Source organism: Streptomyces sp. 7-21 (genome assembly GCF_016741785.1).
In the GTDB taxonomy this organism is placed as follows: domain Bacteria; phylum Actinomycetota; class Actinomycetes; order Streptomycetales; family Streptomycetaceae; genus Streptomyces.
This window is the reverse complement of the sequence record NZ_JAERRL010000009.1, coordinates 102,332-127,475: the sequence shown is the minus strand read 5'-3', so window position 1 is coordinate 127,475 and position 25,144 is coordinate 102,332. Positions and strand designations below refer to the sequence as shown.

The window sequence follows — 25,144 nt, the reverse complement described above, 5'->3', positions numbered from 1 at the left end:
TGCGGAGGCGCCCGCCCCGCAGCCTGGGCCGCGCCGCGGTCATCCGGCCGCGGCGCGGCCGGCCGGCCCGTGAGAGAGCACCGACAGCCGGCCGTCGTCGCCGGACCGCGCCGCCACCGCGTGCCCTGCAACGTGCTCCGCGTGCAGCGCCCCGCCCGGGGCCGCGCGGAGCGTGAGCCGTGGTGGCGCAGAAAGCCCGCCAGCGTCAGCCGCGGCGCCCCGGAGAACAGGCCGGTGGCCTCGCTGAGGATCCGGTCCAGGGCGGCGGGCTGGTACGGCGCGGCGGGCACCTCGGCGTCGTCGATCACGACGAGCGCCCGCGCGCCCGTGGGCATCGGCGCGGTCGCCAGGCCGCGCGCCCGCAGCGCCCCGAGCCCAGCATGGCCAGGCGCCAGGCGGCCGCCGCCGGGTCGGGAAAGCCCGCCAGCTCCAGCCGCGGGGTGACCAGCTCGGCTATCCGGTGGCGCTCGCCGAAGGCCCGCAGCCACAGCGCGCGTGCGAGGCGCTCGGAGCCGGGCGGGTGCGTCTGCTCGTTGGCCCACGCCCACAGCCAGCTCGCGTCCGTGCCGAAGAAGCAGAGCGGCGACTGGTGAAGCGTCTTCCCGCCGCTGGTGAACAGGCCCTGGCGGTAACTCAGCCGCCATTCACCCCGCGCCGGCTGATACGCCGCGTACACCTCCTGCTGTGCCGCCGCGACCGCGGCGTAGTACGCGCCGGCCTCCTCGAACTCCCGGCTGAAGGGCTCGCTGGTCGTCGCAGGCATCGGCAGCGGCCTTCCTTCCCAGTGCGTCGTCTCGCGCTGTGACGTCGCTACCCTGCCGCTACTGTGCCGCTACCGTGCTGCTCCTGTGCCGCTTCTGTGCCGCCTGCCCTGGCGCTTGTCTGCGGGCTACGCGGCCATCCGGCCCGCTGGCGGCCGCTCATGACGGGGTGTCAGCCAGGCCGCCGGTCAGGGGTAGCGCACCCCCGTCAGCTCCTCCGAGGCACGCCACAGCCGGGCGGAGACGCGGTCGTCGCGGGTCCAGCGGGCGCGCCACGGCCCGCCGGGGCCGCCCCGCAGCCGGCGGACGCCCATGATGGCGGGCCCGGTGAACGAGTCGGGGCGCACACCCGGCGCGGTGGCGGCGAACAGCGTGGGGGCGGCGCCGACTTCGGGCGGGGCGGCCGCCAGGCGGTCGGCCAGCCGCAGCAGCCGCTCGCGGCCGCGGTGGCTGGCCAGGCGCGGCCCGGTCGCCGGCAGGCCGGTGCGGGCGTAGCCGGGGTGGACGGCGGCGGCGGTCAGGCGGCCGTCCCAGCGGCGGGCACGGCGCGCGAGTTCGTGCGTGAACAGCAGATTGGCCGACTTCGACCGCCCGTACGCCAGCCATGGCCGGTAGCGGCGCTCGGAGTTGAGATCGTGGAGGTCGACGTTCCCCAGCAGGTGCAGCAGGCTGGAAACCGTCACCACGCGGGCCCGCGGCGCGCCGAGCAGGCGGTCGAGGAGCAGGCCCGTGAGGGCGAAGTGCCCGAGATGGTTGACGCCGAACTGCGTCTCGAAACCGTCACAGGTGCGGGAGCGCGGGACGGCCATCACGCCCGCGTTGTTGACCAGGACGTCCAGCGGGCGGTCGCCGTAGTCGGCGGCGAAGGCGCGGACCGACGCCAGGTCGGCGAGGTCGAGGAGCATCAGCTCGGCGCGCGCCTCCGGCACCTGGCGCAGCAGCCGGTCCAGCGCCTCCTCGCCGCGCCGCTGGCTGCGGCAGGCGAGGACGACGCGTGCGCCGTGCCGGGCGAGTTCACATGCTGTGACGAAACCCAGGCCGCCGCTGGCGCCGGTCACCACGGCGGTGCGGCCCTTGAGGTCCGGGATGTCCCGTACGGTCCAGCCCATGACCTCAAGGGTAGGAGCATCCGCTCGTCACCGGGACCGCGCCCGGAGCGTCACCTGACGACCTCGGCCTCGCAGCGGGTCCTGCGGTCGAAGCCGACCGTCCGCTCGGGCCCGGTGAGGTCGAGCGACAGGGAGTGCCGGATGTCGCCGCTGGAGGCGGCGAGCCGCAGCTGGAGGGCGCCCGGCTCGACGATCCGCCGGTCGGCCGAGACCGGGTAGGACGCCAGGTCGGCGTGGAACGGGAAGCGCACCTCGGCGGATTCGCCGGGCGCCAGTTCGACCCGGGCGTAGCCGATCAGGCGGTTGACCGGGCGGGTGATCTGGGCTACGGGGTCGTGCAGGTACAGCTGGACGACCTCGGTCCCGGCGCGGTCGCCGGTGTTGGTGACCCGCATCCGCACCGTGGTGCCGCCGTCGGTCGGCACGGTCGTCGCGTCCAGCGCGGCGTCCGTCCAGTCGAACGTGGTGTACGACAGGCCGTGGCCGAACGGGTACAGCGGCGTCGGGTCGATGTTGCTGGCCTCGCCCAGCTGCCCGAGCTGCGGGGCCAGGTAGCCGTAGGGCTGGCCGCCGGTGTGCCGCGGCACGCCGACGGGCAGCCGCCCGGAGGGGTTGATCCGCCCCGACAGCACACCGGCCACCGCGGGGCCGCCCTCCTCGCCGGGGAAGAACGCCTGCACGACGGCGGCGAGCTTGCCCTCCCAGCGGCCCAGCGCGTAGGGCCGGCCGGTCAGCAGCACCAGCACGACGGGCGTGCCGGTGGCCGCCCCCGCCTCGATCGCCGCGTCGACCAGCTCGCCCTGGTTGTCGGGCAGGTCGAGGGTCGCGGCGTCGCAGCCCTCGCCGGAGGTGCCGCGGCCGAAGAGACCGGAGCGGTCGGCGACGGCGACGACGATGGCCGCCGCCTCGCCGGCGTCCGCCGGGTTCTCGGCGTAGGTGACGTCGGCGCCGGGCAGCTCGTCGCGGAGCGCGGCGAGCAGGGTCGGCACCTCCACGCCGAGCGGGAGGCCCTCGTGCTGCACGCCGACGTGGCGCGGGAAGGTGTAGCAGCCGAGCATCGCGGCCGGGTCGTCGGCCAGCGGGCCGGTGACGACGATCCGCGCCCCCTCGGCCGGCGCCAGCGGCAGCGCGCCGCCGTCGTTGGCCAGCAGCACGACGGACTCCTCGGCCAGGCGCCGGGAGACCTCCCGCATGGCGGGCGGGTCGAGGTCGACGGTGCTGGCGCCGTCCGCGAGCGCGGCCGGCTCCGGCGACCAGTCGGCGTCCAGCAGCCCCAGCTCGGCCTTCTGCGTGAGCACGCGCAGCGCGGCGCGGTCCACCAGCTCCTCGGGCACGTCCCCGGACTCGACGGCCTTCCGCAGCGGCTCGCCGTAGCAGCGCACCGAGGGCAGCTCGATGTCGATGCCCGCGGTCAGCGCCAGCGCGGCGGCCTCGGCGGCGTTCGCGGCGACGTGGTGGGACATCTCCAGGAACGACACGGCGCCGTAGTCCGAGACGACGACGCCCTCGAAGCCCCAGCGCTCGCGCAGCAGCTCCGTGAACAGCCGGCGGTCGGCGGCGGCGGGCATGCCGTCGATGTCGTTGTAGGCGTTCATCACCGAGCGGGCGCCGCCGTCGCGCAGCGCCATCTCGAAGGGCGGCAGCATCAGGTCCGCGAGTTCGCGCGGACCCATCGGCACGGGCGCGTGGTTGCGCGCGCCGCGCGAGGCCGAGTAGCCGACGAAGTGCTTGAGGGTAGCGACGACGCCCGCGGACTCGACGCCCTTGACGTAGCCGGCGCCGATGGTGCCCACCAGGTACGGGTCCTCGCCGATGGCCTCCTCGGTGCGGCCCCACCGCGGGTCGCGCACCACGTCGAGCACGGGCGCGAGCCCCTGGTGGATGCCGACCGAGCGCATCGACTCGCCGATCAGGCGGCCCATCCGCTCCACCAGCGCGGGGTCGAAGGTGGCGCCCCACGCCAGCGGAGTCGGGAATATCGCCGCCTGCCAGGCCGCGAAACCGGTCAGGCACTCCTCGTGGGCGATCGCCGGGATGCCGAACCGGTTGGCCTGCGCGATGCGGCGCTGGTCGTCGGCCAGGGTGCGGGCGCCCTCCGTCGGGTCGACGGGCGCGGTGCCGAACGGCCGCGTCAGGTGGCCCAGCCCGTGCGGCAGCAGCGACTGCGGGTCCTGCTGCACGGAGTTCAGCTCGTGCTGCATCGGGGCAACGTCTTCGTCGGCCGCGCTGTTGTCCGAGCCCGGCCAGATGCCGACGAGCTGGGCCAGTTTCTCCTCCAGGGTCATCTGTGAGAGGAGCGCGGCCGCTCGGATCCGGGCGGGAAGGGCGGTGTCCTGCCAGGGGTGGTGCATGAGGCTCCTTGTCGCGGGGTTGCCGACCACGGCGGTCATTTGCCGCCGACGCCCATCAGGCCGTTGATGAGCTGACGCCGGGCGAAGAGATAGGCCATGAAGATCGGCACCATGGACAGCACCACGGCGGCGAGGAGCGACGGGATGTCCGTGCGGAACTCTCCGACGTAGTCGTACAGGCCGAGCGTCAGGACCTTCGTCTCTTGTGACTGGGTGAGGATCAGCGGGAAGAGGAAGCCGTTCCAGGCGTTGAGGGCGGAGAAGACGCCCACAGTGGAGATGCCGGCCCGGGACATGGGCACGACGAGCTGGAGCAGCATCCGGGTCGGGCTCGCGCCGTCGAGAGCCATGGACTCATACAGCTCTTCACCGATGTCCCGCATGGTGCCGACGAGGATGAGCACGCTCACCGGGAGGGAGAACGCGGCGGTCGGCAGGATGATCGCGAGCAGCGTGTCGTACATCTGCAGCTCGGTGATGATCCAGTACACGGGGATGATCGTGGCCTGCGCGGGGATGGCCAGACCCAGCAGGAAGAGCTGGAAGAAGCGCTGGGTGACGCGCGAGCGGTTCCGGACGACCGCGTAGGCGACAGTGGTCGCCGCCACGATCGAGATGGCCGCGCAGGCGACCGTGACGATCACGGTGTTGAGCAGGTAGCGGAAGAACTCGCCCTCAAGGACGGTCTGGTAGCTGCTGAACGAGACGGAGTCCGGCAGCGACAGCGGACCGTTCTGCAGGTAGTCCGCCCGGTCCTGCACGGTCGAGATCAGCATCGAGTACAGCGGGATGACGACGATCGCCAGCCAGATGAGGGCGGCGATCCCCGCGGGCCAGTTCGCCCGGCGCAGCTTGACCAGGCGCTGTGCTGCCGGGTGCGGCCCGGGGCCCGCGGCCGGAGGGGCGGGAGCCACCTTGGTGACGGACTCCTTGCGGATGGTCTGGCTCACATCCCCTCCATGGTGCTGCGCATCCTGCTGAAGCCGGTGATCCGCACGAGCAGCAGGGAGATGGCGGTGGCGGTCACGACCAGGGCCATGGCCACGGCGCTCGCGTAGCCGAAGTCGGCCGCCCGGAAGCCCTGCTCGTACATCAGGTACGGGACGATGGCCGTGGCGTCACCCGGGCCGCCTCGCGTGAGGACGAGGATCGTGTCGAAGTAGGTCAGCGCGCCCACCACCATGATCACCGTGGAGGTGACGATGGTGTTGCGGAGCTGGGGCAGGGTGATGACGAAGAACTGCCGCACCTTGCCGGCGCCGTCGATGGACGCGGCGTCATAGAGCGACTTGGGGATCTGCCGCGCGCCGCCCTGGTAGATCAGCATGTGGAACGGGATGAACTGCCAGGCGGTGACGAACAGCACGGCTCCGAAAGCGCCGTTGGAGGTGCCGAGGATGTCGGCGGTCTCCATGCCGAGGAGGTCGGCGATGTCCGGGGCCAGGCCGAAGTTCGGGTCGAACAGCGTCCGCCACAGCAGGGCCAGCGCCACGGAGGACGCCAGCAGCGGCAGGAAGAAGATCGCCGACAGGATGGCCCGGTTCCGCTGGCGGCCTGCGGCCCAGACGCCCAGCAGCAGCGCGATCGGCGTCTGGAACAGCCAGGACAGCGCCGTCAGCATGAGGCTGAGGCCCACGGCGTTCTGCATGCGGTCGTCGCCGAACAGCCGCGACCAGTTGTCGAAGCCGACCCAGCTGGGTGAGGCGATGCCGTCCCAGTCGGTGAACGACAGGTACGCCACGATGCCCATGGGGGCGACGGCGAAGAAGAGGAAGAACAGCACGCCCGGGATCGCCCAGGCCATGCCTGGGCGACCGGTGCGCGGCGGCGCGGGGGTGAGGTCTGCTTTCACGGTGACTTACACGTCCGCCCTAGAGGTTCTGCATTTCGTTGACGAACTCCTCCGGGGTCAGTGACCCGCCGAAGAGCTCGCTGATGGCGTTGAGCATGGGCGTGGCCTGCCGGCTCGGGAGCGCCTGGTCCCAGGAGAGCTGGAAGCTGGAGGCGTTGGTGATCATCTCCTGCTGGAACTGGGCGTACTCGGGGTTCGGGTGTTCGTCGATCAGTTCGTCGACGTTGGTGGTCGCCGGGATGTCGCCGTTCTCGATCAGCGCCCGGGCGTAGTCCTCGCTGGCCATCAGCCGCAGGAACTCGATGGCGGCGTCGAGGCGCTCACCCTCGACCTGGGCGTTGATGGACCAGTAGTTGGTCGGGTTGCCGACCACGGCGGTCGGGTCGCCTGCGCCGCCCTCGATGACGGGGAAGGTGGTGTAGGCCAGGTCGTTCTCGGCGAACTCCGGCTGGTTGGTGAGCTGGTTGGGGTACTCCCAGCTGCCCATCAGGTGCATGGCCGCGTCGCCCTGGGCGAAGACGGTAGAGATCGCGTCGTTGGTGTAGGTCACCGAGCGGAAGTTGTCGCCGAACGCGCCGGCCTCCCGCAGGTCCACGACGTGCTGGGCCGCCTCCAGCATGGCCGGGTCGCCCCAGGCGCTGGAGTCGCCGTCCACGATGCGCTGGAAGACCTCGGAGCCGCCCTGGCGGTCCAGCAGGTACTCCAGCCACATCAGCGCGGGCCACTCCTCGGCGCCGGCGAGCGCGATGGGGGTGATGCCCTCCGCGGTGAAGGTGTCGACGAGGTCGTAGAGGTCGTCGAGCGTCTCCGGCGGCTCGACGTTCAAGTCGTTGAAGAGCGTCTGGTTGTAGAAGAGGATCACCGGCTGCACGCCGCGCATGGGGATCCCGTAGTACCGCCCGTCCACGGCCCCGGACTCCATGATCGACGGGACGAACGACTCGGCGAGATCCGGATTGTCCTCGATGATCGGGGTGAGGTCGACCAGCTGGTCCTCGGCGACGAAGTCGCTGATGCTGCCGCCGCCCCAGTTGAAGAAGATGTCCGGTGCGTTGGAGCCGCCCATGGCGGTGCGCATCCGGTCCTGGTAGTTCTCACCCGGCACCGACACCAGCTCGATGTCGATGTCCGACTCCTCGTTGAAGCGTTCGACGAAGTCCTCCTGGATGGTGGACGAGCCGTCCTGGTAGACCCACACCTCCAGCGTGTCGCCGCTCGCGCCGGGGCCACTGGAACCGCAGGCCGCGAGGGTGGAGGCTGTGACCGTCAGCGCGGCGGCAGCCGCGAGTGGGCGCCACCGTCTGGACACGCGCCGAGGGAACAGCACCGTTCGCATCGCACCAAACCTTCCGGAAATTCGCCGAAAATTATCGGGTCGGATGCCGAAGGAAGTTACGGCCGCGGGCGTCTCACGTCAACGGTTCAGCCGATATCAAGATGATTACGCGAGACGCCCTCGAAAGGAAGGGGGTGCATCGTCGCAGGTCAGGGGGGTGGAGGAACGAAAAGCGCGCCGACGACCTTCCGGGAGGAACCCGAAAGATCGTCGGCGCGCGGGACCGAACGCCGCAGGTGAGAGCTACAGGTCCTGCATCTCGGCGACGAACTCCTCAGGCGTCAGCTGGCCGCTGAACATCTCCTGGATGGCGTTGTCCATGGGCGTCGCCTGGCGCACGGGCAGCGCCTGGTTCCAGGACATCTGGAACGTCGGGGCGTTCATGACCATGTCGTAGACGAACCGCGCGTAATCGGGCTCGGGGTGCTGCTCCAGCAGCTCGTCGGCGTCCGTGGCCGCGGGCACCTCACCGTTGGCGATCAGCGCCTCGGTGTACTCCGGCTCGGCGGTCATCTTCAGGAACTCGATGGCGGCCTCGAGGCGCTCACCCTCGACCTGGGAGTTGACGGACCAGTAGTTGGCCGGGTTGCCGACGATGGCCGCCGGGTCGCCCGCGCCGCCCTCGATGACCGGGAAGACGGTGTACGCCAGGTCGTTCTCGGCGAACTCCGGCTGGTTGGCCATCTGGTTGGAGTACTCCCAGCTGCCCATCAGGTGCATGGCCGCCTCGCCCTGCGCGAAGTAGGTCGAGATGGCGTCGTTGGTGTACCGCGTGGAGCGGTAGTTGTCGCCGAAGGCGCCCATCTCGGTGAGGTCCACGGCCATCTGGGCCGCCTCCAGCACCGCCGGGTCGCCCCAGGCGCTCATGTCGCCGGACTGGATCGTCTCGAAGACCTCCGCGCCGCCCTGGCGGTCGAGCAGGTACTCCAGCCACATCAGCTCGGTCCACGCGTCACCGCCGCCGAGCGCGACCGGGGTGATGCCCTCGTCCTGGAAGGTGTCGACCAGGTTGAGGAAGTCCTCGTACGTCTCCGGCGGCTCGACGTTGAAGTCGTTGAAGAGCGTCTGGTTGTAGAAGAGGATCACCGGCTGCACGCCGCGCATCGGCACGCCGTAGTACCGCCCGTCGATGGCCGCCGCGTCGAGCACGGTCGGGACGAAGGCGTTGCGGAACTCCTCGTCCTCCTCGAAGTACGGGGTGAGGTCCACGAGCTGGTCCTCGGCGACGAAGTCGCTGATGCTGCCGCCGCCCCAGTTGAAGAAGATGTCCGGGGCGTCGCCGCCGCCCATCGCGGTCCGCATCCGGTCCTGGTAGTTCTCGCCCGGGACCGAGACCATGTTGATGTCGATGTCGGACTGCGCATTGAACCGGTTGATGAGGTCTTCCTGCACCACCGTGGAGGCGTCCTGGTACACCCAGACGTCGAGGGCGTCACCGCCGCCGCCGGGGCCGCTGGAGCCGCATGCCGCCAGCGCGGAGGCCGCAAGCGGGAGCGCGGCGGCCATGGTGAGGGCTCGGAGCCGCCGCGGCGGCCTGCGGTCGAGGAAACGGGTCACACCCACCCCTGCCTTCCGGAATCACAACGAGAACTTTCGGTGGATGCCGAGCGAAGGTACGGGGAGGTAATGGGACCGTCAACGGCGCCGGATGTTTCAAGATGGTTACGAACCGGCTGCTTCCGGCTGCTTCTGGCCGCTTCCGGCCCCTGGCGGCCGCCGGCGGCGGGTCAGCCCGCCGCGCCGGGGGGCGGCGCCGTCGACGAGCGCACCACCAGCTCCGTGGCGAGCTCGACGCGGGGCGAGTCGATCTCCTCACCGCGCGCCTGCCGCAGCACCGTCCGCGCCGCGACCTTGCCCATCTCGGCCAGCGGCTGCCTGACGGTCGTCAGCGGCGGCGCCGACCAGCGCATCTCCGGCAGGTCGTCGAAGCCGACGACGCTCACCTCCTGCGGCACCCGCAGCCCTCGCCGCCGCAGCGCCTCCATCGCGCCCATCGCCATCTGATCGCTCGCCGCGAACAGCGCCGTCGGCGGCTCGTCCAGGGACATCAGCTTCTCGCAGCCCGTGAAGCCCGACTCGTGGTAGAAGTCGCCCGGCACCACCAGCTCCTCGCGCAGCCCCACCCCGGCCGACTCCAGCGCCGCCCGGTAGCCGTCCAGCCGCGCCCGGCTGCACAGCAGCCGCGGCGGCCCCGCGATGAAACCGATCCGGCGGTGCCCCAGCTCCAGCAGGTGCTCGGTCGCCGCCATGCCGCCCGCCCAGTTGGTCGCGCCGATCGTCGGCGCCGCCAGCGCCGGGGCGCCGGCCGGGTCCACCACCACTATCGGCACGCCCAGCCGGTGCAGCTCCTTGTGCAGCACCGGCTCCAGCACGGACGTCACCAGGATCACGCCGTCCGAGGCGCGCGCCCGCAGGTTGGTCATCCACTGCCGCGCCGCCCCGGCCCGGTCGTGGATCGCCGAGACGACGGTGCCGATGCCGGAGGAGTGCGCGACCTCCTCGACGCCCCGGATGATCTCCACCGCCCACGGGCTGTCCAGGTCGTTGAAGACCAGATCGAGCAGGGCCGCGCGCTCACCGGGCGCGCTGGGGCGGCGCCGGTAGCCGTACTGGCGCAGCAGTTCCTCCACCCGCGCACGGGTGTCCGGCGCGACGTCGGAGCGCCCGTTGACCACCCGCGACACGGTGGGCACCGAAACGCCCGCCTCCCTCGCGATGGCCGTGATCGTCACCTTGCGTTCCCCTGGCATGGGCACCCTCTTCGCGTCAAGCCGTCCCGTCTCCCGTGTGCCGGTGCGGCGTTCTCTCACAAGCTGTCCGGACCCCATGATCCACCGACCAGGGACCGGAAGTTTTTCAACCTTATTCCGGAAAGGCTACGGCCCCAAGGGGCCCCGTGCGGCGGCGCCGGTACCGTCCCCGGCACGCCTGACGTATAAAAGGGACCGCCAAGCACCGGCGGGCAGCGAGGGGGAGCACCATGGGGGGTTTCGCCGACTTCGGTGACTTCGCGGCAACGGCGCTCACGTACCCGGCCGTGGTCTTCACCTTCCCCCTCGCCGTGGTCGTCATCTTCTGGCTGTTCTCCCTGGTCTTCGGTATCGGCGGCTCCGTCGCCGACAGCCCGGAACCGGGGTCGGCGGGGGCCGTCGGCGGCGCCCTCGCCGCACTCGGGCTCGGCGGCGTGCCCGCCGCGGTGCCCGTCTCCCTGGTCATCGCGCTCGGCTGGTTCGCCAGCATGGCCGGGGCCGAGCTGATCGAATCCGGACCGGCGCGCGCCCTGGTCCCCGTCGGCGCGCTCCTCGTCGGCTGGGCAGGCACGTGGCTGCTCGTGCTCCCGCTGCGGAAGGCTTTCCCCGCGGCAAGCGGTCTCTACCACGAGGACTTCGTGGGCAAGGTGTGCATCGTGCGCACCAGCCGTGTGACCTCCGGGTTCGGCCAGGCCGAAGTCGACGCCGACGATGGCGGCACCGCCGTCATCCAGGTGCGGGCCGAGGGACCGGAGGCCGCCGAGCTGACGTCCGGGCGCCGCGCCCTCATCTTCGCCTACGAGCCCGACGGGGCGTTCTTCTGGGTCGCTCCCTACGACGCGGGGGATCTTCCGGACACGGACGGAAACCGCGCGCTGCCGTAACGCGTCTCTGGGGGCGTGTCCGGCCGTGCGCGCCGGGCGACCCCCGCCCGGCGCGCACGGCCGGACACGGGCCAACCGACAACCTCACAGGGGGGTTCCCGTCCCATGAACAACATCGGGACCAGCATCGGCGTGCTCATCGCCATCGTGCTGCTCATCACCATCGCCGTGCTGTTCATGCTCACCCGCCTCTTCCGGAAGGTGGAGCAGGGCAAGGCACTGATCGTGTCCAAGGTGCGCAAGGTCGACGTGACCTTCACCGGAGCCGTCGTGCTGCCCGTGCTGCACAAGGCCGAGCTGATGGACATCTCGGTGAAGACCATCGAGATCGGCCGGACCGGCCGGGACGGCCTGATCTGCAAGGACAACATCCGCGCCGACATCCGCATCACGTTCTTCGTGCGGGTCAACAAGACGGTCTCCGACGTGATCAAGGTCGCGCAGGCCATCGGCACCCAGCGCGCCAGCGACCAGGTCACGCTCCAGGAACTGTTCAGCGCGAAGTTCTCCGAGGCGCTCAAGACCGTCGGCAAGCAGCTGGACTTCGCCGACCTGTACACCAAGCGGGACGAGTTCCGCGACCGCATCATCGCCGTGATCGGCACCGACCTCAACGGCTACAGCCTTGAGGACGCCGCGATCGACTACCTGGAGCAGACCCCCCTGTCGCAGCTCGACAAGGACAACATCCTCGACGCCCAGGGCATCCGCAAGATCACCGAGCTGACGGCCGAGCAGAACGTCCGCACCAACGAGTACCGCCGCAACGAGGAGAAGGAGATCACGCGGCAGAACGTCGACGCCCGCGAGGCCGTCCTGGAGCTCGAACGCCGCCAGGCCGACGCCGAGATCAAGCAGCGCCGCGAGATCGAGACCACCCGCGCCCGCGAGGAGGCCGAGACCGCCCGCATCCAGGCCGAGGAGCGGCTGCGCGCGCAGTCCGCGCACCTGAAGACCGACGAGGCGCTGGGCGTGCAGAACGAGAACCGCGAGCGCGAGGTCGCCGTGGCCCGCCTCAACCGCGACCGCGTCCTGGCCATCGAGAACGAGCGCATCGAGAAGGACCGGCTGCTGGAGGTCATCGCCCGGGAGCGCGAGACCGAGCTGCGCCGCATCGCCAAGGACAAGGAGATCGAGGGCGAGAAGCGGGAGATCGCCGACGTCATCCGCGAGCGCATCGCGGTCGAGAAGACCGTGGCGCAGCAGGAGGAGGAGATCAAGAAGCTGCGCGCCGTCGAGGAGGCCGAGCGCGAGCGGCAGGCCCTCATCATCGCGGCCGAGGCCGAGGCGCAGGAGCGGCTGGTCAAGGACATCAAGGCGGCGGAGGCCGCGGAGCAGGCCGCCAGCCACCGCGCCCGGGAGAGCTTCGTGATGGCCGAGGCCCGGCTGAAGGCCGCCGACCTCGACGCCCAGGCCGCCGTGCGGCTGGCCGAGGGCAAGCGGGCCGACGCCGGGGCCGTGGGCCTGGCGGAGGCCGAGGTCAAGGAGCGCATGGCCGACGCCCTCGCCAAGACCCGGCACGCCGAGGCGGAAGCCGCGCGGGCGATGGGCCAGGCGGAAGCGGAGGCGCTGCGCGAGAAGGGCATGGCGGAGGCGGAGGCGCTGCGCGAGAAGGCCGGCGCCATGGCCGCCCTCGACAGCGCCGGGCGCGACCACGAGGAGTACCGGATGCGGCTCCAGGCCGAGAAGGACATCCGGCTCGCCGGCATCGAGGTCCAGCAGAAGATCGCCGAGTCCCAGGCGTCGCTCATCTCGACCGGGCTGGAGAACGCCAAGATCGACATCGTCGGCGGCGAGTCCGTCTTCTTCGACCGCCTGATCGGGGCGGTGACGGCGGCCAAGGGCGTCGACGGGTTCATCGACCGCTCCGAGCACGTCCAGGCGCTGGCCGGGCCGTGGCTGGACCAGGAGTCGTCCACGTTCACGCGGGACCTCACCGCCATGCTGGGCGGGCTGGGCCCCGGCGGCCTGCGGGACCTGACGCTGGCCGGGCTGCTCGGCCGGCTCGCCTCCGCTTCGAGCGGCGAGCGGGCGGACCAGCTGCGCGAACTGCTCGACACCGTCACCGCGCGCGGCCTGGGCGAGACCAGGCTCGCCGACCTGGCCGGCGCGGCCGCTGCCCCGGCGGCCCCGGCGAACGGCGTCAGCCTCACCAAGTGACGGCCGCCCGCCCCGCCCGGCCCCGGTCACCGGCGGCCGGGCGGGGCGGGCCGCGGACGGCACACACCCCCGGAAGGCCCGAAAGGCAGCGACGTGACGGACCAGGAGACCCCTCTCGGCGGCGACACCTACCAGGTGCTGCGCGACCGCATGGCGGCCGCCGCCAGCGACCTGGCAGCCCGCGCCCAGCGGCTGAACGCCCGGCGCGTGGAGACGTTCGGCGGCAGCGAACTCGAACTGGCCGCCACCGACCGGCTGCGCACCGCGCTCGCCTGCGTGCCGCGGGACATCGTCCAGGTCGGCGGCCTGCTGCTGCTCGGCGCCAACCCGCAGGCCGGGCTCAAACCGGAGACTGAGGTCGGCGACGTCTTCACGCTCTTCCGGCCCGTGGCCGAACCCGACGCCGCCACAGGGCACTTCACCCCCGCGCCGCCCGACGCGATCCCCGGCCTGCTCGACGACCCGCGGTTCCAGCGCGACGTCGGCGAGCTGTACCGCTACTACCGGAACACCCGGCTGCTCCAGCTGCGCGTCACCGCCTCCCGCCTCCTCGCCGTCTTCACCACCGGCGAGCGCCTGACCGACATCCGCGTGCTGCGGTGGCGGCTGGCGCCCGGCGAGCCGCCCGAGTACCTCGACGCCAAGGGCGAGCGGGACCACGTCTTCCCGCCGCAGCAGGACGTCACGTGGACCGAGACCGGCCGCGACGACCACGTGCCGGGGGAGCACCCGCACGTGCGGATTCCCGGGAGCGCCTCGGAGAGCACTGCCGGGGTCACCGCCGGCATCACCGGCGGCCGCCTGACCCTCACGGCCGGCGAGACCGTCCACAGCGAGCCCGTCGACGAGCCGCTCCAGGCGCTCGCCGACGCCCGCATCGCCTACGCCCGCGTCGGCCCGCTGGTGCTGCTGCGCGTGCTGCCGTACAACGAGACGCAGCAGCGCTACTTCGTCTGCAACACCCGCACCAGCGACATCGTGCGCCTCGACGCCATCGGGCAGGCGTGCCTGACGCTCCCCGACGACCAGGGCATCATCGTGCCCGGCGCCTACTACCTGGCCGCCGCCCCGGCCGGCCACGCCGCCCGGACCTTCGACACCGACGTTGAGGCCCTGGAGTTCGAGCGCGCCCTCCACGCCCCCGGCGGCGAGGACGTGCTGTACGTCTTCCACGCCCGCGCCGAGGGCCGCTACCTGCTGCTGCCGTACAACCTCATCCGCAAGGAGGTCGCTGCCCCGCTGACCTGCCACGGCTACGCCCTGTTCGACGACGGCACCCTCGCGGTCTGCCGCGCCGACGCCGCCGGGGAGCCGGCGCGCGTGCACCGGGTGCAGCTGTGGCGCACGCCGTTCGAGTCCGAGGCGCACGCCGCCGTTCGCCCGCCCGGCACCGGGCCGCTGGCGCGCATCGGCAACGCCGACGTGGTGCGCGGCATCTCCGAGGCGCTGACCGTGGCCCGCATGGCACGGGAACTGGAGCCGGCCCGGGCCGTGTTCGAGGCGGTGGCCGCCGCCTGCGACCGGTTCACCGACCAGTTCCCCTGGCTGTCCATGCCCGGCCTGGAAGGGCTGCACGAGCCGGTCGCCGTGCTGCGGGAGACCGCCGAGCGGGTCGTCGAGGAGCACGAACGCGTCGTCGCCGAGCGGGAGGAGGCCGCCCGCGTGCTGGCGGAGGCCGACGCCGAGGCGACCGCCCTGATCCGCCGTGCCCGCGGCGAGGCGCCGAAGTCCGCGGACGAGTGGGTGGCCCTGCTGACCGAGCTGCGGCAGGCGCAGGGCCGGGCGGAGTCGCTGCGTGAGACCCGCGCCATCGACCGTGAGGCGCTGGCGGCGATGGGCGAGCGGCTCGCCGAGGCACTCGCCGCGGCCGGGCGCCGCGCCGTGACGTTCCTGGCCCGTGAGGACGCCTTCGACGCCACGCACGCCGCGATCGCCGGGCTCGCCGAGCGGGCGGGCGAGGCGCGCACGGCCGCCGCGCTGGAACCGCTGGCCGAGGAGGCCGAGGCGCACGGGGAGTCGCTGCGCGCCGTCACCGACGTCGTCGGCGGCCTCGACATCGCCGACGCCGAGGTCCGCACCGGCCTGCTGGAGCGGCTGGGCGAGGTGATGGCGGCGCTCAACCGCGCCCGCGCCGTGCTCGACGGGCGCCGCCGGGAGCTGCTGGAGTCGGAGGGACGCGCCGAGTTCGCCGCGGAGTTCGCGCTGCTGGGGCAGGCCGTGACCGGGGCGCTGGCCGCCGCGACCACGCCCGAGGAGTGCGACGAGCAGCTGGGCCGCCTGCTGTTGCAGCTGGAGAACCTGGAGGCGCGGTTCGGGCACTTCGACGACTTCCTGGCGCGGCTGGCCGAGCAGCGCGAGGAGATCTACGAGACGTTCGCCGCCCGCAAGCAGGCGCGGCTGGACGAGCGGGAGCGGCAGGCGGAACGGCTGGCGGAGTCCGCTGAACGCATCCTGCGGACCGTCAGCCGCCGCGCCACCTCGCTCGGCGGACTCGACGAGGTCAACGCCTACTTCGCGACCGACCCGCTCGTCGCCCGCGTCACCGCCACGGCGGGTGAACTGCGCGAGCTGGGCGCGACCGTGCGCGCCGACGAGCTGGAGGGCCGGCTGAAGGCCATCCGCCAGGAGGCCGGGCGGGCGCTGCGCGACCGGATGGACCTGATCGGCGCGGACGGCACGCTGCGGCTGGGGCGCCACCGCTTCACCGTGACCTCCCAGCCCTTCGACCTGACGCTGGTGCCGCACGACGGCGGCCTGTCGCTGGCGGTGACCGGCACCGACTACCGCGCGCCGGTCACCGACCCGGCGTTCGCCGGGACCCGGCCGTTCTGGGACCAGCCGCTGCCGTCCGAGTCGCCCGAGGTGTACCGGGCCGAGCACCTGGCGGCCTCGATGCTGGCGGCGGGGCAGACCGGCGGCGACCTGGCGGCGGCGGCGCGGCGGGCGGCGGAGGCCGCGTACGACGAGGGCTACGACCGGGGGGTGCACGACCACGACGCCGCGCTGATCCTGGCCGCCGTGCTGCGGCTGCGCGAGGCGGCCGGGCTGCTGCGGTACCCCCCGCACGTGCGGGCCGCCGCGCAGCTGTTCTGGGCGCACGGCACGACGGCGTCGGAGCGGGCGGCGCTGAGCGTGCGGGCGCAGTCGCTGGCGCGGGCGCGGGAGACGTTCGGTGCCGAAGCGGCGCTCGCCGAGCTGGCCGGCGAACTGGCGACTGCGGCGGGGGAGTTCCTGTCCGGTGCGGTGCCGGACGCGGCGCCCGGTGGCCGCGCGGCAGCGGCCGTGGGCGGCTACCTGGTGGAGGAACTGGCCGCCAGCCGCCCGGCGTTCGCCGTCAGCCCGGCGGCGCGGGCGCTGCTGGACGACTTCGGGGCCGCGCTCGGCACGGCGGGCGCCAAGGAGTTCGCGCAGGACCTCGCCGCGCTCGGGGAAGGGCCCGCCGCGCTCGCCGCGAGGTGGCAGCTGGCGCACGCCTGGCTCGGCGCGTTCGCCGCCTCGGCGGGGCGCGAGACGACCGAGCTGCCGGAGGCGGTCGCCGTGGAGCTGTGCCGCGGGGAGCTGGCGCACCGGGTGATCGACGCGCCGCTGTGCGAGGAGGTCACCGGGCTGCTTGGCGTCCACCCGCGGATCGACGGCGGCCGGCTGACCATCCGGCTGGATGAGTTCCTGTCCCGCACCGAGGAGTTCCGCACCGAGCGGGTGCCCGCCCACCGGGCGTACGTGCGGCAGCGGAACGCTCTGCTGGAGGCGGAGCGGCGCCGCCTGCGGCTGGACGCGTTCCGGCCGCGGGTGATGCCGGCGTTCGTGCGCAACCGGCTGCTGGACGAGGTCTACCTGCCGCTTATCGGCGACAACTTCGCCAAGCAGCTCGGCGCGGCGGGACAGGAGCAGCGCACCGACCGGCAGGGCCTGCTGCTCCTGCTGTCGCCGCCCGGCTACGGCAAGACGACGCTGATGGAGTACCTGGCGGCGCGGCTGGGGCTGGTGTTCGTCAAGGTGGACGGGCCCTCGCTGGGCCACGGCACGACCTCGCTCGACCCGGCGGCGGCGCCGGACGCGGCGGCCCGGCGTGAGGTCGAGAAGATCAACTTCGGCCTGGAGATGGGCAACAACGTCCTGCTCTACCTGGACGACATCCAGCACACCTCGCCGGAGCTGCTGCAGCGTTTCATCCCGTTGTGCGACGCGCAGCGGCGCGTGGACGGGGTGCGGGTGGCCGACGGCGAGCCCGTCACCCACGACCTGCGCGGCAAGCGCTTCGCGGTGTGTATGGCCGGCAACCCGTTCACCGAGTCGGGGACGCGGTTCCGGGTGCCGGACATGCTCGCCAACCGCGCCGACGTGTGGAACCTCGGCGAGGTGCTGACCGGCCGGGAGGAGCTGTTCGCGCTCAGCCACGTGGAGAACGCGCTGACGTCGAACCCGGTGCTGGCGCCGCTGGCCGGGCGGGAGCGGCGTGACATCGAGCTGCTGACGCGGCTCGCGGGCGGCGACACCAGCGTGACCGCCGACCAGCTGGCGCACCCGTACCCGCCGGCGGAGCTGGAGCGGGTGGTGTCCGTGCTGCGCGGCCTGCTGCGGGTCCGGGAGACGGCGCTGCGGGTCAACGCCGCCTACATCGCCTCCGCCACCCAGGCGGACGCGCACCGCACCGAGCCGCCGTTCCTGCTCCAGGGCTCGTACCGGGACACCAGCAGGATGGCCGAGCGGCTGGTGCCGGTGATGAACGAGGAGGAGATCGAGGCCGTCATCGACGACCACTACCAGGCGGAGGCGCAGACCCTGACGACGGGCGCGGAGGCGAACCTGCTGAAGCTGGCGGAGCTGCGCGGCCGGCTCACCCCGGAGCAGGCCGCGCGGTGGGAGGAGATCAAACAGACATACCGCCGCGAGGTACGCGATGCCGCCGCCACTCCTGCCGAAAGTTTTTCGGAGGTGTTCCGGTAGGGTTGACTGGCCTGGTCGGGCGCACCTAGAAACGGGGGACGTCAAGCCAGCGGGGGCATGACAAGAAAGGGGACCTCCCATGTCTCCCCACGTGCGCCGGGCAGCCATCGCCGCCGCGGCCGCGACGCTCGTCGCGGGCGCGGTCTACGGCAGCGCACAGGCACAGGAGGACACTTCCCAGGGGCCCTCGGTCCAGCAGGCCGAGACGCTCCGCGACGCCGCCTCAGCCAGCGGCAGGTTCGTCGGCACGGCCGTCAACGACGGAAGGCTCTATGACGGTAACTACAGCTCCATAGTCGCCTCGGAGTTCTCCAGCGTCACCGCGGAGAACGTCATGAAGTGGGACACCGTCCAGCCCAGCCAGGGCAACTTCAACTTCTCCGGCGGAGACCGCCTGGTGGACTTCGCCCAGCAGAACAACCAGCAGGTGTACGGCCACACGCTGGTGTGGCACAGCCAGCTGCCGTCCTGGGTGTCCAACGGCGGCTTCAACGCCGAGCAGCTGAACGCGGTGATGGAGAACCACATCACCGAGGTGGTCAGCCACTACGCCGGCCAGGTCGCCTACTGGGACGTCGTGAACGAGGCGTTCAACGACGACGGCACGCTGCGGCAGTCGGTCTTCCAGCAGACGATCGGCGAGGAGTACATCGCCAACGCGTTCCGGGCCGCGGACGCCGCGGACCCCAACGCCAAGCTGTGCATCAACGACTACAGCACCGACGGCATCAACGCCAAGAGCAACGCGATGTACGACCTGGTCAGCTCGCTGCTGGACCAGGGCGTGCCGATCGACTGCGTCGGGTTCCAGTCCCACCTGATCCTCGACCAGCTGCCCAGTGACTACCAGGAGAACCTCCAGCGGTTCTCCGACCTGGGCCTGGAGGTCATCGTCACCGAGCTGGACATCCGGATCCAGGACCCGGCTGACTCCTCCGACCTGCAGCGGCAGGCCGAGCAGTACCAGCAGGTGGTCTCCTCGTGCGTGGCCGTCTCCGGCTGCGCGGGCGTGACCGTCTGGGGCATCAGCGACGCCGACTCCTGGGTGCCCGGTACGTTCCCGGGCTACGGCGCGGCCTGCCCGTGGGACGAGTACCTCCAGCCCAAGCCGGCCTACGACGGCATCCTGACTGGGTTCGGCGGATGAGCGCTCCCAGCTGAACAACTCCGCCGCACCTGACCCCGCCCGGCCTTTCCTCCCTCCTTGGCGCCGGGCGGGGTCGAAATTTTTGCGGACTTCTTCCGGAAGGATTGACGGCCCGGTAACCCCCCTTTACAACGGTCACGTCAACTGCGGGGGCTGACCGGAAAGGGCAAAGGATCTTCATGTCTTCCCTGATGCGAAGAACCGCGGCCGCGTTCGCGGCCGGCGCGCTGCTGACAGGGGCCGTGCTGACCGGAACCGCGCACGCGGAGCAGGCGGAGCGGGACGCCGCACCGCTCCAGAGCACGCTGCGCGACGCGGCCGCGGCGCAGGGCCGCTTCGCCGGCACGGCCATCAACGACGGCCTGCTCAGCAATCCCACCTACACCAGCATCGCCTCGCGCGAGTTCTCCAGCGTCACCGCGGAGAACGTCATGAAGTGGGAGACCATCCAGCCGAGCCGGGGCAATTTCAACTTCTCCGGCGGAGACCGCCTGGTGGACTTCGCCCAGCAGAACAACCAGCAGGTGTACGGCCACACGCTGGTGTGGCACAGCCAGCTGCCGTCCTGGGTGTCCAACGGCGGCTTCAACGCCGAGCAGCTGAACGCGGTGATGACCGAGCACATCACCGAGGTGGTCAGCCACTACGCGGGCGACGTGGCGTACTGGGACGTCGTCAACGAGGCGTTCAACGAGGACGGCACGCTGCGGCAGTCGGTCTTCCAGCAGACCCTGGGCCAGCAGTACATCGCCGACGCCTTCCGGGTCGCGGACGCCGCCGACCCCGACGCCAAGCTGTGCATCAACGACTACAACATCGAGGCCATCAACGCGAAGAGCGACGGCCTCTACCAGCTGGTCAGCTCGCTGCTTCAGCAGGGCGTGCCGATCGACTGCGTCGGCTTCCAGTCCCACCTGATCCTCGACCAGATCCCCGGCAGCTTCCAGTCCAACCTCCAGCGCTTCGTCGACCTCGGCCTCGAAGTGATCATCACGGAGCTGGACATCCGCATCCCGATGCCCGCCGACCAGGCCGAGCTCCAGCGCCAGGCCGAGCAGTTCGCCGAGGTCACCGAGGTCTGCCTGGCCGTGGACGGCTGCGTGGGCGTGACCGTCTGGGGCATCAGCGACCGCGACTCCTGGGTCCCGGACGTCTTCCCGGGTGAGGGAGCCGCCTGCCTGTACGACGACAACTACCAGGCCAAGCCCGCCTACTACGCGATGCTGGAGGCGTTCGGCGGCGGTGACGACGGCGGGGATGACGGCGGTGACGACGGCGGGGATGACGGCGGCGAGGAGCCCGGGCCGGAGCCCGAGGGGTGCGCCGCCACCTACAGCGTGGTCAACCGCTGGAACCAGGGCTCTGTAGTCGAGGTGAGCGTCACCACCGAGCAGGCCCTCAGCGGCTGGACGGTCGAGTTCTCGCTGCCCGCCGGCTCCGTCACCAGCGGCTGGAACGCCCAGGTCAGCCAGAGCGGCACCCAGGTGACCGCGACCAACGCCCCGTACAACGGCTCCGTGCCCGCCGGCGGCACGCTGAGCTTCGGCTTCCAGACCGACAGCGGCGCCACGTACGACACGCCGCAGATCACGCTGAACGGCGCCCCCTGCGCCACGGCGTGACCGCCGGCCCGGCCCTGAGGTAACTCTCCGTACGCCCTGCGGTTCCGCAGGCCGCTGAGATCTCTCAGGCACCTGCGGCGGGCCCGCGCGGCTGCACCGCGCGGGCCCGCCGTCCCGTCCGCCGCGCCACCCGCGCCTGGCGGCGGCGCCCGCTCCGGCTCGCGCCCGCCGCCGTGCTCGGTGATCCTGGGACGGAGCACCCTCACCCGGGAGGTGGAGGACACGTGCCTGCAACCCCATACGCCTCGGGCGGCGGACCGGACGCGAACCGCAACCACCGCAGCGACGTCGGGCGCCGGGTCGCCCTGCGCCGCGAGCAGCTGGGCCTCAGCCGGACCGAGGTGGCCAAGCGCGCGGGCATCGCCCCGGAGTACCTGCGCTACCTGGAGGAAGAGGCCGCGTCCCCGACGCTCCCCTCGCTCACCCGTGTCGCCCGCGCCCTGCAGACGACCGTGGCCGGACTCAGCGGCGTCGCCGCGTCCTCCTCACCCGAGCCGCCCGCGCACCGGGGCGAGCTGGAGGTCCTGGACACCGAGGAGTGCCACCGGCTGTTGGCGGGGCACAGCGTCGGGCGCCTCGCCGTCTCCACGCCCGAGGGGCCGGCCATCGTGCCCGTGACGTACACGTTCACCGGCGGCGTGATCGTCTTCCGCACCCAGCCGGGGGCCACGCCGTCACACGGTGACGGCGAGGAGGTCGCCTTCGAGGTGGACCAGCTCGACGAGGCGCTCACCGTCGGGTGGAGCGTGCAGGTCGCCGGCCCGGCCCACCTCATCGACGAAGCCGAGGCCCTCGGGCGCCTCGCGGAGAAGGCGAACGAGCCCTGGGCCCGCGGCGACCGGAACCTCTGGCTGCGGATCGACCCGGTCCGCGTCACCGGGCGGCGCCTCCGCTTCGGCTGACGGGCGTCCCGCCGGCGGTTTGCCAGCGGGCCCGGTCCGGGTTCCCATGGAAAACGGGGGCGGCCAGGCGACCCGGGGGCATCCGGCGAAAGGACACCCTGTGCGGACCGGACCAGCCAAGCTGTGGGCGTGCCGGGCGGTGGTGTTCGACACCGACGGCGTGATCATCGATTCCGCCGGGCTGCACGCGACCGCGTGGAAAGCGGCCTTCGACGCCTGCCCCGGGGTGGACCCGCCCTTCGACCAGGACGCGGACTACCGCACGCACGTGGACGGCAAGTCCCGCCACGACGGGGCCGCCGCCTTCCTCGCCGCCCGCGGCATCGACGACCCCGCCACCGTCAGCGCCACGGCGGCACGCAAGGAGGAGGAGTTCGTCCGCCTGCTGCATGAGCAGGGCATCGAGGCGCTGTCCGGCGCGGTCCGCCTGCTGTGCGCGCTCCACGACGCGCGGGTCCGCTGCGCCGCCGTGTCCGCCTCGCGGCACGCCCGGGACCTGCTGGCGTGCGCGGGCGTCCGGTCGCTGCTGCAGACCGTCGTGGACGGCAACGACGCGGCGCGGCTGCGGCTGCCCGGCAAGCCGGAGCCCGCGCTGTTCACCGAGGCGGCGCGCCGTCTGGGCGCGGAGCCGCCCGAGACCGCCGTCGTGGAGGACGCGCTGGCCGGCGTGGCGGCCGGGCGGCGGGGAGGGTTCGCGCTGGTCGTCGGGGTCAACCGGGACCCCGCGAATCCGGCGGCGGCCGAGGGCCTGCGCGCGCACGGCGCCGACGTGGTCGTCGCCGATGCCGGGGAGCTGCTCACGGAGGCGACGCCATGACCACGCGCCCCGACTGGTCCGACTGGCTGTGGGTCTTCGACGGGTACGACCCGCGCCGGGAACGCCTGAGGGAGGCGCTGTGCACGCTCGGCAACGGCTACGTCGCCACGCGCGGCGCGGCCCCCGAGTCCACGGCCAGCCCCGCCCACTACCCGGGCACCTACGCGGCGGGCGTCTACAACCGCCTCACCTCGGTGCTGGCCGGCCGCCGCCTGGAGCACGAGGACCTCGTCAACCTCCCCAACTGGCTGCCGCTGCGCTTCCGCATCCATCCCGACGACGGGCCCGGCGGCCAGTGGTTTACGCCCGACCGGCACCTGGAGGGCCTGGTGCGCTACCGGCAGGTCCTGGACATGCGGCACGGCACCCTGACCCGCTCCCTGCGGTTCCGCGACCGGCACGGCCGCCACCTGGGCGTCGAACAGGTCCGCCTGGTGCACATGGGCGACCCGCACCTGGCCGCGCTCAGCACGACGTTCACCGCCGAGGACTGGTCGGGCACGATCGAGGTCGAGTCCGCGCTCGACGGCATGACGGGCAACACCGGCGTCGCCCGCTACCGCGACCTGGCCTCGACCCACCTGACGCGGCTGTCCACCGGCCACGAGGACCCCGACACGGTCTGGCTGCGCTGCCGCACCAGCAGCTCCGACATCCGCGTCGTGCAGGCCGCCCGCACCCGCGTGCCCACCGGGGGCGGCGACGCCCGCGTCCGCCTCGCCGGCTTCCGCGCCGCGCACCGGCTGACGCTGCCGGTGCGGCCCGGCCGCGAGGCCACCGTCGAGAAGACCGTCGCCCTGCACACCTCGCGCGACCCCGCGATCAGCGGCCCGTTCCAGGCCGCGCTGGACCGCGTGCGGCGCGCGCCGGACTTCGCCGGCCTGCTGGACACGCACGAGGACGCCTGGGAACGGCTGTGGCGCCGCGCCGATCTCCAGGTGCCCGGTGAGCCCGGCCGCATCCTGCGGCTCCACCTGTTCCACCTGCTCCAGACGCTCTCGCCGCACACCGAGGGCCTGGACACCGGCGTGCCGGCCCGGGGCCTGCACGGCGAGGCGTACCGGGGGCACGTCTTCTGGGACGAGCTGTTCGTGCTGCCGTACCTGAACCTGCACTTTCCCGAGGTGTCCCGCTCGCTGATGGAGTACCGCTACCGGCGGCTGCCCGCGGCGTGCCGGGCGGCGCGCGAGGCGGGGCAGCGCGGCGCGATGTTTCCCTGGCAGTCCGGCAGCGACGGCCGGGAGGAGACGCCCGAACTCCACCTCAACCCGCGTTCCGGGCGCTGGCTGCCGGACCGCTCCCATCTGCAGCACCATGTCGGCTCGGCCATCGCGTACAACGTCTGGCGCTACGGCCAGGCCACCGGCGACACCGGCTTCCTCCACACCAAGGGCGCCGAACTGATGCTCCAGGTCGCCCGGTTCTGGGCGGGCAAGGCCGAGTGGGACGGCGGCCTGGAACGGTACCGGATCAGGGGCGTGGTCGGCCCCGACGAGTACCACGAGACCTACCCCGGCGCCGACCGCCCCGGCCTGGACGACAACACCTACACCAACGTCACGGCCGCCTGGGTGCTCAGCCGCGCCGCGGAGCTGGCCCGGACCATGCCGGTCTCCCGGCGCCAGGACGTCTTCGACCGCGTCGGGCTGCGCCCGCAGGAGCCGGACGAGTGGGAGGAGGTCGCCCGCCGGCTGCGGGTGCCGTTTCACGACGGCCCGGACGGCCCGGTGCTCAGCCAGTTCGACGGCTACGGCCGGCTGCGCGAACTGGACTGGGACGCCTACCGGGAGCGGTACGGCGACATCCGCAGGCTGGACCGGATCCTGGAGGCGGAGGGCGACATGGTCGACCGCTACCAGGCGTCCAAGCAGGCCGACGTCCTCATGCTGGGCTATCTCTTCCCGCCCGCCGAGCTGTTCTCCCTGTTCCGGCAGCTGGGCTACGACGTCGGCGAGGACGACTGGCGGCGCACCGTCGACTACTACCTGGCGCGCACGAGCCACGGCTCGACCCTCAGCGGGGTCGTGCACGCCTGGGTCCTGGCGCGGGTACGCCACCGCGAGGCGTGGCGCCTGTGGGAGGAGGCACTGGCCAGCGACGTGGCGGACCTTCAGGGCGGGACGACGGAGGAGGGCATCCACCTCGGCGCGATGGCCGGGACCCTCGACCTGCTCCAGCGGGGCTTCACGGGCCTTCAGGCGCGGGAAGACGCCCTCGTCCTGGACCCGGCGCCGCTGCCGGAGCTGTCCGAGTTCTCGTTCTCCGCCCGTATCAGAGGGGTGGCGGTCACGGTCCACATGAAGCCGGGCCAGCTGCTGATCGGCGTTCCCGCCTGGGAGGAGACGCCGGTCCGCGTCGAGCTGCCCGGCCTCGCCCCGACGCGCATCGCGCCGGGTGAGGACCGGCTGCTGCCGCTGGCCGCCACCTGACCGGCGCGGGCGCCGACCCGGCCGGGCGGACGAGACCGCCTGCCAGCCGCTGAGCCGCCACGAGGGGCCGTCGTCGC

General features: G+C 72.5%; 16 protein-coding genes. 8 read left to right on the top strand and 8 right to left on the bottom strand.

Features of this window, described 5'->3' with window-relative positions; translation table 11 throughout:
• Positions 1-304: 304 nt before the first annotated feature.
• The 8 genes from JK356_RS13755 to JK356_RS13720 form a co-directional block, all read right to left on the bottom strand.
• On the bottom strand, positions 305-763 hold the full coding sequence (locus JK356_RS13755) for a DUF6882 domain-containing protein (protein ID WP_201868042.1): 459 nt from the start codon (positions 761-763) through the stop codon (positions 305-307).
• A gap of 186 nt (positions 764-949) precedes the next feature.
• The gene (locus JK356_RS13750) at positions 950-1,870 is read right to left on the bottom strand and encodes an oxidoreductase (RefSeq protein WP_201868040.1); all 921 of its coding nucleotides are present in this window, start codon (positions 1,868-1,870) and stop codon (positions 950-952) included.
• 50 nt (positions 1,871-1,920) lie between these two features.
• Positions 1,921-4,221, bottom strand: a complete 2,301-nt coding sequence (locus JK356_RS13745) for a glycoside hydrolase family 3 N-terminal domain-containing protein (RefSeq protein WP_201868039.1) — start codon at positions 4,219-4,221, stop codon at positions 1,921-1,923.
• A 35-nt stretch (positions 4,222-4,256) separates the two neighbouring features.
• Positions 4,257-5,081 carry a carbohydrate ABC transporter permease gene (locus JK356_RS13740; protein ID WP_236671293.1) on the bottom strand — a complete coding sequence of 275 codons (825 nt, stop codon included), beginning with the start codon at positions 5,079-5,081 and terminating at the stop codon, positions 4,257-4,259.
• 86 nt (positions 5,082-5,167) lie between these two features.
• Positions 5,168-6,025 (bottom strand): carbohydrate ABC transporter permease, encoded by an 858-nt coding sequence (locus tag JK356_RS13735; RefSeq protein WP_201868037.1) that lies wholly within the window; start codon positions 6,023-6,025, stop codon positions 5,168-5,170.
• Between the two features lie 67 nt (positions 6,026-6,092).
• Entirely contained in the window at positions 6,093-7,409 is a 1,317-nt protein-coding gene (locus tag JK356_RS13730) for an extracellular solute-binding protein (RefSeq protein ID WP_201868035.1), read from the bottom strand.
• A 243-nt stretch (positions 7,410-7,652) separates the two neighbouring features.
• Positions 7,653-8,972 carry an extracellular solute-binding protein gene (locus JK356_RS13725; protein ID WP_307815565.1) on the bottom strand — a complete coding sequence of 440 codons (1,320 nt, stop codon included), beginning with the start codon at positions 8,970-8,972 and terminating at the stop codon, positions 7,653-7,655.
• 164 nt (positions 8,973-9,136) lie between these two features.
• Positions 9,137-10,159: a LacI family DNA-binding transcriptional regulator gene (locus JK356_RS13720; RefSeq protein ID WP_236671263.1), complete on the bottom strand. Its 1,023-nt coding sequence runs from the start codon at positions 10,157-10,159 to the stop codon at positions 9,137-9,139.
• 230 nt (positions 10,160-10,389) lie between these two features.
• Between JK356_RS13720 and JK356_RS13715 the strand changes: the two genes are divergently transcribed.
• The 8 genes from JK356_RS13715 to JK356_RS13680 all read left to right on the top strand — a co-directional run bounded on the left by JK356_RS13715 (position 10,390) and on the right by JK356_RS13680 (position 25,067).
• Complete coding sequence (locus JK356_RS13715; RefSeq protein WP_201868031.1) at positions 10,390-11,043, top strand: DUF1449 domain-containing protein; 654 nt, start codon at positions 10,390-10,392, stop codon at positions 11,041-11,043.
• Between the two features lie 105 nt (positions 11,044-11,148).
• Positions 11,149-13,203: an SPFH domain-containing protein gene (locus tag JK356_RS13710; protein WP_201868029.1), complete on the top strand. Its 2,055-nt coding sequence runs from the start codon at positions 11,149-11,151 to the stop codon at positions 13,201-13,203.
• A gap of 150 nt (positions 13,204-13,353) precedes the next feature.
• Positions 13,354-18,150 (top strand): DNA repair ATPase, encoded by a 4,797-nt coding sequence (locus JK356_RS13705; RefSeq protein ID WP_201868168.1) that lies wholly within the window; start codon positions 13,354-13,356, stop codon positions 18,148-18,150.
• Positions 18,151-18,229: 79 nt separating this feature from the next.
• Positions 18,230-19,297, top strand: a complete 1,068-nt coding sequence (locus JK356_RS13700; protein WP_201868027.1) for an endo-1,4-beta-xylanase — start codon at positions 18,230-18,232, stop codon at positions 19,295-19,297.
• A 179-nt stretch (positions 19,298-19,476) separates the two neighbouring features.
• Positions 19,477-20,919 carry an endo-1,4-beta-xylanase gene (locus tag JK356_RS13695; RefSeq protein WP_201868025.1) on the top strand — a complete coding sequence of 481 codons (1,443 nt, stop codon included), beginning with the start codon at positions 19,477-19,479 and terminating at the stop codon, positions 20,917-20,919.
• 224 nt (positions 20,920-21,143) lie between these two features.
• Positions 21,144-21,821 carry a pyridoxamine 5'-phosphate oxidase family protein gene (locus JK356_RS13690; RefSeq protein ID WP_201868024.1) on the top strand — a complete coding sequence of 226 codons (678 nt, stop codon included), beginning with the start codon at positions 21,144-21,146 and terminating at the stop codon, positions 21,819-21,821.
• A 100-nt stretch (positions 21,822-21,921) separates the two neighbouring features.
• On the top strand, positions 21,922-22,638 hold the full coding sequence (locus JK356_RS13685; RefSeq protein ID WP_307815564.1) for an HAD-IA family hydrolase: 717 nt from the start codon (positions 21,922-21,924) through the stop codon (positions 22,636-22,638).
• Positions 22,635-25,067, top strand: coding sequence for a glycoside hydrolase family 65 protein (locus tag JK356_RS13680; protein ID WP_201868022.1), 2,433 nt, complete (start codon positions 22,635-22,637; stop codon positions 25,065-25,067). Before JK356_RS13685 ends, JK356_RS13680 begins: the two co-directional genes overlap by 4 nt.
• Positions 25,068-25,144: the final 77 nt, after the last annotated feature.

What these genes read in the sequence shown, in the direction of transcription:
- JK356_RS13720 (WP_236671263.1), bottom strand. Translation starts at nt 10,159, where the DNA reads ATGCCAGGGGAACGCAAGGTGACGATCACGGCCATCGCGAGGGAGGCG.
- JK356_RS13700 (WP_201868027.1), top strand. Translation starts at nt 18,230, where the DNA reads ATGTCTCCCCACGTGCGCCGGGCAGCCATCGCCGCCGCGGCCGCGACG.
- JK356_RS13750 (WP_201868040.1), bottom strand. Translation starts at nt 1,870, where the DNA reads ATGGGCTGGACCGTACGGGACATCCCGGACCTCAAGGGCCGCACCGCC.
- JK356_RS13735 (WP_201868037.1), bottom strand. Translation starts at nt 6,025, where the DNA reads ATGGCCTGGGCGATCCCGGGCGTGCTGTTCTTCCTCTTCTTCGCCGTC.
- JK356_RS13745 (WP_201868039.1), bottom strand. Translation starts at nt 4,221, where the DNA reads ATGCACCACCCCTGGCAGGACACCGCCCTTCCCGCCCGGATCCGAGCG.
- JK356_RS13695 (WP_201868025.1), top strand. Translation starts at nt 19,477, where the DNA reads ATGTCTTCCCTGATGCGAAGAACCGCGGCCGCGTTCGCGGCCGGCGCG.
- JK356_RS13680 (WP_201868022.1), top strand. Translation starts at nt 22,635, where the DNA reads ATGACCACGCGCCCCGACTGGTCCGACTGGCTGTGGGTCTTCGACGGG.
- JK356_RS13730 (WP_201868035.1), bottom strand. Translation starts at nt 7,409, where the DNA reads ATGCGAACGGTGCTGTTCCCTCGGCGCGTGTCCAGACGGTGGCGCCCA.
- JK356_RS13755 (WP_201868042.1), bottom strand. Translation starts at nt 763, where the DNA reads ATGCCTGCGACGACCAGCGAGCCCTTCAGCCGGGAGTTCGAGGAGGCC.
- JK356_RS13705 (WP_201868168.1), top strand. Translation starts at nt 13,354, where the DNA reads ATGGCGGCCGCCGCCAGCGACCTGGCAGCCCGCGCCCAGCGGCTGAAC.
- JK356_RS13715 (WP_201868031.1), top strand. Translation starts at nt 10,390, where the DNA reads ATGGGGGGTTTCGCCGACTTCGGTGACTTCGCGGCAACGGCGCTCACG.
- JK356_RS13710 (WP_201868029.1), top strand. Translation starts at nt 11,149, where the DNA reads ATGAACAACATCGGGACCAGCATCGGCGTGCTCATCGCCATCGTGCTG.